This window comes from Actinomyces oris, assembly GCF_001937665.1.
In the GTDB taxonomy this organism is placed as follows: Bacteria; Actinomycetota; Actinomycetes; order Actinomycetales; family Actinomycetaceae; genus Actinomyces; species Actinomyces stomatis.
In genome coordinates this window covers 83,105-96,478 of the sequence record NZ_MSKL01000023.1, presented here as the reverse complement: position 1 = coordinate 96,478, position 13,374 = coordinate 83,105, and the positions used below count along the sequence as shown (strand labels likewise).

Here is a 13,374-nt window from a genome sequence, read left to right as displayed (position 1 = left end):
GGGGGGGGGGGGGGGGGGAGATCCGGGCACCCCGCGAGAACAGTCCGAAAGCATCTACTACGTGCCGACGCATCATGCGCGACACACACGGCGCTAACGTACCGCTTAGCCACAATAAGGCAAATACACGCCAGCCGCCTCGATCCTGGCAGGCTGCCGCTGGAGCGCACCTCCCCATAGCCAGACCCGGGAGGCGACATCCTGTTTCCAGTCATGACGACCGCTTCCCCTTAGGTCGAATGCCACCTAGTTGCAGCAGGCTTGAGACGGTAGTCTAGACTCATGATAGGACTTGCCGAAGTCGCAGAAGGGCGCACAACCAGCGTATTTCAGGATGCTGTACGCCTACTCCTTCTCATCGCCGCTGCGGCGGAGCCGCTTCCTAGCCCACCCCCAGCCGAGGCTCCTACCGACTCCGTCGCCGTGCTACGATCACAAGTACTCCTCCAGAAGTTGGACTTCTGGCTGCGGAACCCAGACTACCTTGCTGACGAACTCCTCACAAGATTCGAAGCAGAAGGCAATGAAGACGATCTCAAGCGCGCACGCCAAATCCTCGAGAGTGATGAGCCTGAAGTTCGCTCGTATCAGATGCTTCGTTATCTTTTCGGCGCTTACGAGCCACTCGACGAGGCTCTCTCTGTCCTTCAAACGCCTGGCCTTATCATCCGCCGTCGACACGGCACCCCCGGCCACACTGTTCAGCACAACTATTACCTCATGAAGACTGGACGCGATACAGCAAACCAGATCGTAATTTCAGTACCAGCACTCGAGTATTACGTCGAGCGATCCAAATTGGTGGCGGACCTGGCGGGCGGCCGAAAAGGGAGCGCACTGCGCGACATCCAATACCTCCAGCCCGAATATGCAGACGCCGAGATTGGCACACGGATCGCTGGAATCACTGAACGCGCACGCGCACGACTACACAACTTACTCACCTCACAAGGACAGGACGAAGCAGAATGACGGCAACTCTGGACCTGATCCAACGTATCGCTACGACCGCAGGATGCAGTGAAGAGACCGTCCTGCAGACCCTGAACGACTATAACTTGAGTTTGGCTAACCCTAAACGCCAGCACCGCAGTTTAACGATCAACCGGCTCCGCATACGTGGAACAAAGACAGGCGAAATCGAATCGGGTAGGTTTGACCGAACATTCACCTTTCCTTTTGGGGTTACCGTGATCTCTGCTGACAATCTGCGAGGCAAGACGACGATTCTGGAGATACTGACCCTAGCCATCCGTGGTATGCCGAGAGATCTACAGTCAGATGTTCTTTCTTGGCTCACTGCCGTTTCCGTGGACATAAAACTCAACGGTCAGCCAGTCGGTCTTCGCTTATGGTTCACTAATTCACGCATCACAAAAGCAAAGATCCTCATTGGACCGCAAAGTCTTCTTCAAATCAGTGACGATATAATAGAACCCGACGTCACAGAGATTGCGCACGCAGAGAGCAGCGAAGAATGGGCTGAAACTATAGGCACATTCATGATGACTCAACTAGGTCTTGACGCCATCCACGTGTTTAATAAAGCTAGAACCGACGACGAGGCAGGAACCATCAAGTCGCATGGTTGGCCAGCCTATTATGGAGCAATATATCCGCCAGCTGGCGCCGACAAGGTACTTCTGGGAAGCACTGCGAGTGACTACCTTCCGGTCAGACTAATTCAGGTTTTCCTAGATATGCCTGAGGCGACACGCGCAATGCGCGTCTCCGCGCTAGCTAAGCGGCTCGATAGCGAATACAAGGCAGAGCAGCGGCGTCGGGAGGAAGCAAACACTTCAGTCGCCCACGAATTGAAAACCGCGCAGGAGCGCTTAGCCAAAGCCGAGGATCGGTTAGCCAACTTACACGGGCAAGCACCGGCCGAGAGCCTTCAGAGCCTGATTGACCTTGCCTCGGCCGCTGCGAGACGAGTCGCGGATGCGCACAAATTGGCTGAAACTGCGGCATCTGCCTACATTGAAGCTCACCAGTCACGCATAGCCGACGAAAAGACTCTCAACGCGCTGCGTGAGTCTGCCGCCGCTAGTAGCCTTTTCCAAGGCCTCAATCCCAAGTATTGCCCGCGGTGCGAAGAGCCAATCACGGGTGAGCGCAGAAAGCGCGAACAAGAACGCCACCGGTGCGCAGTCTGTGACGCCGCGCTTGGCAACGAAGATGATGACTACAAGGAGCGGGAACTGCAAGCCGTTGAAGCCCTTGCCGCGACACAAGCCGCGGAGTTATCGCTGGCCGCAGCCCGCGATACCGCTCAAACAAAACTCGCTGAAGCGAGGGCGGAACTGGAAAGGCTGGATGAGCGAATCGCCGCTGTCGACAATGCCCGCCACTCAGCCGCGCAAATGGAGGCGGAGCATGAACTCGCTGCTGCTCGAGCCGTCGTGAAAACACTTAAACAACTGCAACCAGAAGCCGTGGAGGCGCCCGCTGCCCAAGGCATCCTCGCCGCGGCCGACAGAATTTTGCGAGCCGAGATCAAGAACCTCGACAAGGAACTTTATGCAGACCTCAGCACCAAAATCTGCAACTTCGGAGTGACTTTTGGAATTCGCGAACTCGAAGGCGTGCGAATCAAAGCGAACGGCACGATGGATGTCACAAAAGGCGGAGGTATCGCGTCTAGCTTCTCATCACAGAGCCCTGGTGAGCGACTCCGGTTGCGGTATGCCCTACTCATCTCACTACTTCGCCTCGCTCGGGAACGCAGAATCGCTGGGCACCCAGGCCTACTGCTGCTTGACAGCCTGAAAGCCGAAGAGGTCCAAGATGACCATGCACGAATTCTATTGGAAGGCTTGGTCACCGCCGCCGCTGAGGAGCCCGAACTCCAGATTTTAGTGACAACTGCCGACCGGACACTCGCGTCCAAGGTACCAGGAGTCACAGCGACTATCGAACCCGATTCAGACAGATCTTCGATCTTCTAGTCAACTTCGCCTCAGCAAGAGCGAATTCGTCATGTCCTTTACAGATCGGCTAAACAAATCCTTAGCCTCGCATGATATTTCCAGCCTGTTATCCATCGGCTCCGTTGAAGAGATTATGTGCGAAGCGACAGCGCTGGCTGCTGGCCCGCACGCACCACTTGTTGCAGAACTCTTGGTCCACCAACTTAGTTCGAATGGAGAGATAGACCTATGGAGGGAGGCGCTTTGTAGGTTCTCAGAGGGACTTGGTGATCAGCAAAGCTATCTGGCCCTCCGGGAGTCCGCCGATCACCTCCTCGGTGGCGACACAATCAAAATTGTGGGCCCAACCCTGCACGACGCATTACTCCCGACTCCTGACTGTATCGCTACCTGTCCATTGATTGCAGGACTGCGCCTGAGTATTGCGCTCGACGTTGTGACTATGACAGATTATCCGCCGTATCGCCTACTGGATGTTCTTACTCAGCCTGTCGACACGTTTCCCTTCGAATTCGATGATCCGCTCGCTCGGACAATTGGGGTTGCCGTAGACCTTTGGACAGCCGAAGACGAACAGCGCAGGTTTTCGGCCACGCTTGATAGACTTGCGGATCGCGGTTCGGAGGATGCGGCATACGAACGCGCGCTGCAACAACTTCGCCATGGGCTCAAGCAACTGGATCAGAGAGAACTGATCAAAAACGTCCGCGACGCGCAAGTGCGTTTCCTCACCCTCGCCTCCGAGGCCGAAGACAGAAGCGACGCACAAGCGTTCGCATCGGCGTGCCAGGCAATCGTGTCATTCCACGATTGCAATGAGCAGCAACTTCGAGCCGCTGCGCTCTGTGCGCGTGAAACGGCGAATCGTCGGACACTGTTGCTCCACAACATGCATCACCGAGATGGGGCCCTTGCAGGGCATGTAGCTGGACTGGCCTGGACATCACTGGCATGGCACCTTGAGAATGCTTTGGACCAGTTATCCGAGGACGCTTTCCTGAACACCTGGGCCGCCGCCGAAGTGATTGCTAAGGTCTACGAGGCGGATCGGCGCTTTAGCGGCCTGCACATGGTTCGCACGGTCGTCCAACCCCGAATCGTCAACGAACTCGCCAGTCGCCATGCGATGGCACACCAGTTGCAGCGAGCAGTAGACGAGGATCGGGCTTGTGACGACCCGTTACTGGCAGATGAAATCTACGAACTCGCTGGCCTCGTGCGCCAGGCACGATCGACTCCACGCGAGCCCAGCGATGACCCTCAGGGGGTTTCCCAACGCGAACCCTACTTGTACGCGCTACTCGGGCCAGCCTCTTCTCTGATCAGTAGCCTAGATGACAACAAGCGAGCTACACTCGAAGAGTCCGCCCACCAGACGTTCGTCGGGACGTTTGCTGGCGACCGGCCCACGAACGAGTTAGTTGAGACACTAACCGCATCTCTCATGGCTGACCTCTCAGAAAACCCCGCATTCACCGGCGCCGTCAAATCGAACTTCTCACTACTTGTACTGAACACCCTGCGTTTTATGGTCTACGTTGGAGACGTGAGGCAGGAATACACCATGCCGATCGACGCAAGTCATCCAGCACCGCGTGAAGCCACGCTCCAAAAGCACTTCGCGGAATACCTAAGCGCTACAGAATTGGCAGGACGCGTCGGCCTTGAGCACTCCAACATAGCGAATGGCCGCGCTGATGTAATTGTCAACTTTGACGGCGCCCAGCGATACGTGACAGAGGTGAAACGGGAACTAGCCGACTCCAGCAAGACGAGCATCGAATCCGCTTACCTTGCCCAGGCCATGGAGTACCAGTCGACGAACCAGCCGTTTGCACAGCTGCTTGTGCTTGATCTTACTGACCATTCGGCCGGTACACCGCACGTCGCCGACTCCGTGTGGGTCAGCCATCGTCGTGACGCTTCAAAAAGAATCACGACGAGTGCTGTGATCGCTGTTGTTCGGGGGAATCGTCCCACACCAAGTTCAATGGCGTAAGCGCGAGCAGATAGCAAGGACGTGCCTCTTACCCGAGTTGCACAGTTTGGGTTGGTTTGTGTTTCTGGATGGGATTTTTCGTTGGAATGGTGGGGGTGGGGTGGTCATCGTGGAGCACTAAGCCGGCGGTAGGATCTGGGCTCTTCGCGTTTGAGGGTGTGGTAGCTGGAGCCTATTGAAGTTCATAGGTGGGGTGGGTGCGTCGTTGCTTGGGTAAGGGGTCGAGGTCCCCCGATGATGGGAGCTGCTACACACGCCATCAGAGAGACCTCGACGTGCCTGAGACTACCTTCACCGACCCTGATCTGACGACCTTCCTGGGCCTGGACACTCTGGGACTGACTGCGGTGGGTCAGCTCCTGACCTCGACGAGAGCCATTGTGGAGTGCCGCATGCCGATCGGGTTTGAGGATCCGTTCTGCAAGGCCTGCGGGGCTCAGGGAGTATCCCGTGGGACGGTGGCCCGGCGCCTGGCCCACGTGCCGGTGGGGTGGAGACCCACGCAGCTGGTGGTGCGCGTGCGGCGCTTCGCTTGCACCCACTGTTGTCGAGTGTGGAGGCAGGACACCTCGGCCCTGGCCCAGCCGCGGGCGCGGCTGACCCGCTCGGCGGTGGAGTGGGGGCTGCGGGCCCTTGCCCTGGAGTGCATGTCGGTCTGCCGGGTGGCAGCCGCCCTGGGGATCTCCTGGCACACCGCCAACAACGCAATCCTGACCCGAGCCGAGCAGATCCTCAACGAGGTGCCCGACCGATTCAAGAGGGTGGAGGTCCTCGGCGTTGATGAGCATGTGTGGCGCCACACCAGGCGGGGCGACCGCTATGTCACCGTCATCATCGATCTTACCCCCGTACGCCACCGCAGTGGTCCGGCGCGTCTGCTGGACGTGGTCATGGGCCGGTCCAAGAAGGTCCTCAAGACCTGGCTCGCGGCTCGGGACGAGTCCTGGCGTGGGCGGGTCGAGGTGGTAGCCATGGACGGCTTCACCGGTTTCAAGAGCGCCGCCGGCGAGGAGCTCCCACAGACCCGGACGGTCATGGATCCCTTTCACGTCGTGTCCCTGGCGGCCAGCAAGCTCGACCAGTGCCGCCGCCGGATCCAGCGGGCGATCACAGGGCGGCGGGGCCGGGCAGGTGACCGGCTCTACCGGGCCCGGCGCACCCTACGCACCGGGGCCGATCTGCTCACCGACGCCCAGGCCGAGCGCCTGGAGAACCTCTTCGCTGATGATCGCCACGCTGCGGTCCAGGCCTCCTGGGGCGTCTACCAGCGCCTGATCCAGGCCTACAGGGTCGAAGAGCCGGGCCTGGGACGGTTTCCTGATGCAACGGCTCATCGACTCCTTGAGGCAGGCCGTCCCAGACGGGCTGGAGGAGATCCAGACACTGGCCAGGACCATGACCGAAAGAGCTGCCGACATCCTGGCCTACTTCGACCGCCCTCGTACCTCCAATGGCCCCACCGAGGCGATCAACGGGCGCCTGGAGCACCTACGCGGCATCGCCCTGGGATTCCGCAACCTCACCAGCTACACCATCCGTAGCCTCATCCATGCCGGACGCCTCAAAGACCACCTGGCAGCAACTACCTAAACCAGCCAATAGGTCCCGCCTACAACACCCTCAAACACGAAGAGCCAGGATCTGGTGGGTGGGCCCGTACCTGCGCCAGATCAAGACCGCCTTGGGGTGGGACCACGGCCGTGCAGGTTTTGGACAAGGAGAACGGTGCCGGGAACACACCGCCGGACTTGGACACGATCTACACCGCCGTGGCCTCCGAAGCGGTCCTGACCTTGCGCAGATACGGGCTCATACCGGTGCACCATGCGGGCTCTTAGTGCCCCACCACCAAACCCTCAATACCCAATACCAACGAAAACTTACACCGACCTCCCCATAACCCACCAAGGCGTCATGAGTCAGGTGGACGAGTACCCACTGCCCCAGTAGAACGCGTTGCATCGTTCCGTGGTCAAGATCCTGATCAAGGACTATGAGGCTTGCGCCTCGACGTACGAACTTGCCGAGCGGTACAGCCTGCGCCACACCACCGTCCGAGACACGCTCCCTCGTGCCGGGCCGTGAAGGCGAAGCGTGTAGCCCTCAGCGAAGAGCGGAGAAGGCCGAGATACGACGTCTATTCACCAGCGGCACGACCCGACGCGAACTGACCGAGATGTACGGCGTAAGCGAATCAACGATCAAACGGGTGCCGCGTTCGTCGGTTGAGGTCACGACGGGCTGACATGAGCGAGCGGTGAACGTGCCGTTGCGATCGCAAATAGATCAAGCGGGAGACCGGCGCCAGACAGGAACTGTTGGTCATCGATGCCCGCCTCGTTGATCACCTCACGGGCCCGAGCGAGCATCGATGGCGCCTCAAGGGATGAGATTCTGCCGGGCTCAGCACGTCGCCAACCGTTCTGTGACATACGAATCATGGCATTCCTATACGTCACGTCTCCCATGACGCCGAGCGTACGAGCCCGATAGAGAAGCGCAGCGAGGCTGACACCCCAGTGCTCCTTTAGCTCCGCGAGTTTAGTCCAGCCCCGACCCGCAGTCGTCGTGGGAAGATGCGGCCCGATCTCCTCGGCCGGCATCAGGAACTCTGCGGCGAAGCGGTTGGCTTGCTCCTCCGCAACCTTCCCACCAGGTTCAGCATCGTGGTGCATGATCAGGTGCCCGATCTCGTGGGCAACATCGAAGCGCTGTCGGTAGTAGTCGTCCTTCACAGGATTGAGCACGATGATTGGGCGCGTGCCAGTATGCAAGGAGTAGGCGTCGATCGCCTCGATACCAGGTTTGCTAAACACGACGACCACACCAGCGCGCTCTGCCAGCCGGACGAGGTGCTGAATCGGTCCCGGCGTGACGCCGAAGAAGTACCGGGCTTCACGCGCCACTTCCTCCGGTGAGCCATCAGCTTCATCTGGACCCACAGGGAGATCAGGCAGCAGCGTCTCGGGAAGCTCAACGACCTTCTCAAGGAGTCCAGCAATTTCCGTGACGAATTGACCGTAAGCTTCCGCTTCGTCCTGAGCGACCTGCGGGGTTGAACGCAACGAACGGAAGTGCGGCTTCTCGACACGAGGAGGGATCCCTCCAGCAAAGAACTGTGGCTCAACCTTCAGCGCCCACGCTAGTTTGGCTACTGTGGCACGGTTGGGTTGTTTAGCTCCGTTCTCCCAGCCCGTAACCGACGCTGGCGACATCCCAATCAATTCCGCGAGACGAGCTTTCCGAAGACCAACCAACTGGCGCGCCATCGTCAGTCGTCGTCCGTTGAAGAACGATGTGGCATTGGCAAGCGTTTGAGTTGTACGTCGCGTGCTAGCCATTCGAAGTGGCCGTACCATCGCCCGTCTGTGCCTTCTTGAGGCGAACAGCAATCTCCTCAACCTGCATCGAAGGAGCGTCACCTGGAAGAACAGGGGGCAGGCCCCGCTCTGTCAGCTCAGAAGGAGTACCTCCATCGAGCAGTTGATGACGCCAGTGCCAGCATGAATCTCCCCGAAACTCAGGGTTCTTACTCTGACCGATATATAACTCAAACTTACCAGTGATTGGATCGAAAGAGTGTGCAGCAATGAGCGTCACCCCTTCGAAGCCATCGCCGTCAGGAATTCCGACGATGGCCCCCAGGCCGAAGTCTTCACCCGAAAAGAGCACACCCTGGGTGATGAAGGCCTGCGACGCCACACGTCGTTTCGCATCACTCCGCTGCCCCCAATTGATGCGATCAACCTCACCATACTTGAAGGACTGCAGCAGCACGCGATAACCATCAGCCGCCCATCCCGGCGAATGCCGATAGTCGCTTCGACTGATACGACCGGGGAGGATCAACGGCATTGTCCGCAGAGCTTCTGGCGTGATGCCTCTACCAAGGACGTCTTCGCCGAGATTGTTAGCGCCGTCAGGAAGGGCATAGCGCCCATTGGCGGTCGCCCGGTCGAGAAGATCACGGATATACAAGAAGTTTAGAACGCCGACGAACATCTGATCATGGCCAGCATCTTCGTCGTAGTCCTGCCCCGTTCGAGCGAAAGCCACGAGAACAGCCCACTCAAGCACCTCGAGCAGCCCGGACTGACCCAGGCTCTCCAGCGCGTCGTCTTCTGAGGTCATACCCTCATCGTAGCGCAAAGTCAGTATGTGGCGCTCCTATTTTTACTCTCGGCATGTCACCAGGAGCTCAGTGCCAACTTTTGAGGTAGATCATCTCGTCATGTTGACACGGACGCACCCGCTGAGGCGATGAGCGCCGGAGCACCTTGCAGCCGAACGGTCACCGCCTGACCTCACCAAGAAAAGGTCTGCCCCGCCAGTTTCCTGGCGGGGCAGACCTTCGAGGTGGTGGAGCTAGGGGGATTCGAACCCCCGACCTTCTCATTGCGAACGAGACGCGCTACCAACTGCGCCATAGCCCCGAGTGCGGACCGATCCTAGCACCGCCGCAGGCAGTCCTGGCAAGTTCGGTGGCGGTGAGCCCGCCCACCGCACCGGAGCCGCCCGGCGACGGGCCGTGGGAGTTCGCGCACTACTCTCCGGCTGCGCGCCGCCCCTCGAGAATGGCGTCGAGGTCGATGGGGTGGAAGAGCTCCTCCTCATCCTCCACCGGAGCGGGGATGTAGGCGCGGGCCGACTGCGGACGCGCGGGCACCGGCGCCGAGGTGCCCGGGTCGACCACCGGGTCGGCGTAGGAGCGCCGGGGGGCTCGGGCCGCCAGCGTGTAGGTCGGGGCGGGCACGTGGACCGGGCGCCAGCCCTGGGGCGGGGTCGACGTCGTCGCCTCCTCCTTGGAGACTCCCTCCGCCTCAGCCGGCGCAGCAGCGGGCGCCTGCGGGCGGACGACGGGACGGGCCGGCTCGGAGGCGGGCTGGGGGGAGGCCGCAGCGGCCGGTCGGGCCGGCGCAGCCGCCTCAGGGGCGGAGGCCGCAGCATCCCGTTCCTGCGCCTCCTGCTCGATGGCGCTCGCCTCGGCGAAGAGCTTGCCCCAGCCGGATAGGCTGCGGGAGGTCGAGGTCGACAGGGAGGCGACGAAGTCCTTGGTGCGCGGCGAGCTCTCCTCATCGCCATCGCGGGAGACCGCCTCGCGCATGCCCATGTCCCGGGAGACCCTGCCGGCATGACGCGAGGGCACGTAGACCGAGGCGCGGCGGGTCGCCTCGCGCTCGGCGGCCACGGCCGCGGCAGTCTCGGCGTCCAGGTCGGCGTCGAGCTTGGCCAGACGCTCCTCCTCGGAGTCGATGGTCCGGGAGGGACGGACAGCAGCGGTGCCGGTCGCCTCAGCGGGGCTGTCAGTGGTGGCTTCAGCAGGCACGGCGGACTCGGCGGACTCCGTGGCGGCTGTCTCCCGGGGCGACGACGCCGAGCGCACGGCCGACCGCTGGGCACCCTCGCGGGCGAGGCGCTCCATGAAGGAGTCCTGCGTGCCGGAGTCGCCGGTGGACTCGACAGACTCGGCGGACACAGCGGGCGAGGCCTCACTGGCACTGACGGCACTGACAGCGCTGCCGGCACCGCTGGAGGCGCTGCGAGTGCTGTCGACGACGGAACGGGGCGCGGCCACGACCGAGGCCGAGGAGCGCCGGCCGGTCAGGGTTACCAGGGTCTGCTCGAGCTCGGCGATGCGGCGGCGCTCACGGCGGTCCGCCGCGGCCGAGGCCAGCGCGGCTCGGCGTCCGGCCACCATCGAGGTTCCCAGCAGCGCGGTGGGCAGCAGGGCGGGCCACCACGGCAGAGCCGTGACAAGACCCAGCACCCAGGCGCCGAGCGAGACTCCGAGCAGGACGCTGGCGACGATCCCGCGGTGCGAGGCGGCGACCCGACGGCGCTCACGGCCCTGGGCGTGAACCTGGCGGGCACGGTCGAGCTCGCGCTCGGTGCGCAGGGCACGCACATTCCTCACGGCGGGCCTGTTCATCACCCTCACCTCCGGTCGACGTCGAAAGAGCTCCGCATGCCCACTGCTCGCACAGGTCTCGTCACGCTCGACGGCGGCCGTACCCGTCGCCAGGACCCGCAGCTCAGCCGAGTAGCGGTCCTGGACGTTGGAGCGTCGAGCCATCTCGCGGCGCCCCACTAAAAGCGGAAGGAGGTACACGGAGAGAACCGTGATGAGGGCGATGACTGCCCAGATCTCGATTCCCACACAGCAACCGTAAGCGCGCCCGCCCTCGTCCCTGCGCAGGAACACTCCGGCTTTCCTTCGAAATACCTGGGATTCATGACGTCACACTGTCAGCATGACACCTCTGTCACCACATGAGTCACACACGTTTCTTCCGTCTCGCTGAGCGCGTCGTCACCGACCAGCCGACAGCCACCCCGAACGCGCCGTGGACGCACCCGCCGCACCCCGGAGACCAGCCCCACCTCAGCCTGCGCGCATGCCGTGAAAAAGCGTCACCCGCGCGTGAGTCGCTGCTCGAAACCGGCACCATCCGGCCCGTGGGCCTCCTCGGCGAGGGCCGCGAAGGAGACGTGGTCGGCCCAGGCTCCGTTGATGTGCATGTAGCCGCGGCGCAGCCCCTCCTCGCGCAGCCCAAGACCACGGCACAGCGCCAGGCTCCGCTCGTTGTCGGGGCGCACGTTGATCTCCACGCGATGCAGCCCCACCGGCCCCAGCAGGTGGTCGAGGACGAGGGCCACCGCCAGGCGCATGATCCCGCGCCCCTGCCAAGCCGAGCCGATCCAGTAGCCCACCTGGGCGCTGCGCATGGCACCCCAGATGATCGGATCGACGGCGATCTGCCCGGCGAAGGCGCCGTCGACCTCGACGACGAAGGGCATCGCCTCTGCGAGCCTGGCCCGGTGGGTCTGGCGGCGCAGGAAGGCGGGGAAGGTGCTCAGCGACTCCCCACCGCCGACCGGCAGAGTGGCCTCCCAGGGAGCGAGTCGGTCGTTCTCCGCCAGCCGCAGCGCCTTCCAGGGCTGTTCGTCGTCGGCTCGCAGTTCGCGCACGACGACCGAGGGGCGCCCGGGCACCTGCGAGGCACCGGGAGCCCGGTCCTCGTGGGTCGTTTCGGGCTCGAGGCGCACCGGCCAGGCGAAGCGCGTCGGCGAGCCGGCCCCGAGCAGCAGGCCGGCGATGGCCCGCCGGGCCCCACCACCGAGGGAGTCGTCATGAGCCGTCGACCGCGGGCCGGGCATCAGGCGTCCAGCAGGAGGCAGTGGAGGGTGTCGCCGGCCACCACGGTGCTCGTGTCCTCGGGCACGACAGCGATGGCATTGGCCTCGGACAGGCCGTGCAGCCGGACAGTGCCCGGTGGTGTCGTCGGCTCGGCGCGGTATCCGCGGGAGGGTGAGCCGCTGACGTGCACGGGGACGAACTCGCGCTTTCCGCTCGGGGAGTGCCAGCCCTCGGAGATGGTGGCCGGAAGGCTGGAGCGGTGCAGGGAGGTGCGCCCGGCGATCTGGCGCAGGACCGGGCGCACGAAGGTCTCGAAGGCGATCTGGGCGCTGACCGGGTCGCCGGGCAGACAGAAGATCGGGGTGCCCTCGACCGTCCCCACGCCGAGCTGCCGGCCCGGGGACATGGCGACGGCGTCGAAACGCACCGAGCCCAGGGGGGCCAGGACCTCCTTGACGGTGTCCCCCTGCCCGACGCTCAGGCCCCCGGTGGTGATGAGGACGTCGGCGCGCACGAGCTGGTCCTCGATGGTGTCCGCCAGGGCGCGCAGCTCGTCGGGGACGGCGGCCACCCGGAAGGCCTGACCGCCGGCGTCGGTGACCGCACAGGCCAGGGCGTGGCCGTTGGCATCGAAGACGTCCCCGGCCTCACGGAACTGGCCGGGCTCGACCAGCTCGTCCCCGATGGAGACCACAACGACGCGCGGTGTGGGGCGCACGCGCACCCGGTGCAGCCCGAGGCCCGCCAGGAGGGCCACCTGTCGGGCGCTGACGCGCGACCCCCGCTTGAGGACAGTGGTTCCGGACTTCACGTCCTCGGCGCGGCGACGGACGTTGTCGCCCGATGCGATGGAGCGGTGGACGGCGACCCGGGACTCACCGCGGTCGGTGTCCGCCCAGGGGATGACGGCGTCGGCGCCCAGCGGCATGGGCGCTCCGGAGTCGATGAGGACGGCGGCCCCGGAGACGAGGTGGCAGGGGCGCATGTCGCCGGCGCGCACCGCATCGACGACGTCGAGCACGAGCGGGTTGTTCCGGTCGGCCTCGGCGACGTCCTTGGCGATGACGGCATAGCCGTCCTGTCCGGCCAGGTCCACGGCGGGCAGGTCGATTCCGGCGACGACGTCCTGAGCCAGGACGCATCCGACGGCGTCGGGAAGGACCACGTCGAGGGGCGCAGCCGCCTGGGCGATCTCCAGGCAGGCGGCCAGGTGCTCGGCCACTGTTCTCATGGCACTCAGGTTACCCTCAGGTTGACGACACGCGCCGTGCCCCGCCGGGACGAACGATTCAGGCGCGGGGCGCCTT

Annotated in this window: 8 protein-coding genes, 1 tRNA gene and 1 pseudogene; 4 read left to right on the top strand and 6 right to left on the bottom strand. The window is 63.0% G+C overall.

Annotated elements, in window-relative coordinates; all coding sequences use genetic code 11:
• Positions 1-282: 282 nt before the first annotated feature.
• The 4 genes and pseudogenes from BKH28_RS09215 (at position 283) to BKH28_RS09195 (ending at position 6,519) form a co-directional block, all read left to right on the top strand.
• Positions 283-972: a hypothetical protein gene (locus BKH28_RS09215; protein ID WP_075418515.1), complete on the top strand. Its 690-nt coding sequence runs from the start codon at positions 283-285 to the stop codon at positions 970-972.
• Entirely contained in the window at positions 969-2,948 is a 1,980-nt protein-coding gene (locus tag BKH28_RS13420; protein ID WP_143224121.1) for a hypothetical protein, read from the top strand. Before BKH28_RS09215 ends, BKH28_RS13420 begins: the two co-directional genes overlap by 4 nt.
• A 31-nt stretch (positions 2,949-2,979) precedes the next feature.
• Complete coding sequence (locus tag BKH28_RS13415) at positions 2,980-4,929, top strand: hypothetical protein (RefSeq protein WP_143224120.1); 1,950 nt, start codon at positions 2,980-2,982, stop codon at positions 4,927-4,929.
• Positions 4,930-5,204: 275 nt separating this feature from the next.
• Positions 5,205-6,519, top strand: a pseudogene (locus tag BKH28_RS09195) (ISL3 family transposase).
• A gap of 641 nt (positions 6,520-7,160) precedes the next feature.
• Here BKH28_RS09195 and BKH28_RS09190 read toward each other — a convergent pair.
• From BKH28_RS09190 to BKH28_RS09165, 6 genes are all read right to left on the bottom strand, one after another.
• Positions 7,161-8,270 (bottom strand): helix-turn-helix domain-containing protein, encoded by a 1,110-nt coding sequence (locus BKH28_RS09190; RefSeq protein WP_075418511.1) that lies wholly within the window; start codon positions 8,268-8,270, stop codon positions 7,161-7,163.
• Entirely contained in the window at positions 8,263-9,060 is a 798-nt protein-coding gene (locus tag BKH28_RS09185) for a hypothetical protein (RefSeq protein WP_075418510.1), read from the bottom strand. Before BKH28_RS09185 ends, BKH28_RS09190 begins: the two co-directional genes overlap by 8 nt.
• A gap of 226 nt (positions 9,061-9,286) precedes the next feature.
• A tRNA-Ala gene (locus BKH28_RS09180) sits at positions 9,287-9,362 on the bottom strand.
• Positions 9,363-9,472: 110 nt separating this feature from the next.
• Positions 9,473-11,086, bottom strand: coding sequence for a hypothetical protein (locus tag BKH28_RS09175; RefSeq protein ID WP_256695629.1), 1,614 nt, complete (start codon positions 11,084-11,086; stop codon positions 9,473-9,475).
• A gap of 254 nt (positions 11,087-11,340) precedes the next feature.
• Positions 11,341-12,087: a GNAT family N-acetyltransferase gene (locus BKH28_RS09170; RefSeq protein ID WP_075418508.1), complete on the bottom strand. Its 747-nt coding sequence runs from the start codon at positions 12,085-12,087 to the stop codon at positions 11,341-11,343.
• The gene (locus BKH28_RS09165) at positions 12,087-13,298 is read right to left on the bottom strand and encodes a molybdopterin molybdotransferase MoeA (protein WP_075418507.1); all 1,212 of its coding nucleotides are present in this window, start codon (positions 13,296-13,298) and stop codon (positions 12,087-12,089) included. The genes BKH28_RS09170 and BKH28_RS09165 overlap by 1 nt, the downstream gene beginning before the upstream one ends.
• Positions 13,299-13,374 lie beyond the last annotated feature (76 nt).

Excerpts from the sequence above, each read along its gene's own strand:
- BKH28_RS09215 (WP_075418515.1), top strand. The coding sequence starts at position 283 with ATGATAGGACTTGCCGAAGTCGCAGAAGGGCGCACAACCAGCGTATTT.
- BKH28_RS13420 (WP_143224121.1), top strand. The coding sequence starts at position 969 with ATGACGGCAACTCTGGACCTGATCCAACGTATCGCTACGACCGCAGGA.
- BKH28_RS13415 (WP_143224120.1), top strand. The coding sequence starts at position 2,980 with ATGTCCTTTACAGATCGGCTAAACAAATCCTTAGCCTCGCATGATATT.
- BKH28_RS09190 (WP_075418511.1), bottom strand. The coding sequence starts at position 8,270 with ATGGCTAGCACGCGACGTACAACTCAAACGCTTGCCAATGCCACATCG.
- BKH28_RS09185 (WP_075418510.1), bottom strand. The coding sequence starts at position 9,060 with ATGACCTCAGAAGACGACGCGCTGGAGAGCCTGGGTCAGTCCGGGCTG.
- BKH28_RS09170 (WP_075418508.1), bottom strand. The coding sequence starts at position 12,087 with ATGCCCGGCCCGCGGTCGACGGCTCATGACGACTCCCTCGGTGGTGGG.
- BKH28_RS09165 (WP_075418507.1), bottom strand. The coding sequence starts at position 13,298 with ATGAGAACAGTGGCCGAGCACCTGGCCGCCTGCCTGGAGATCGCCCAG.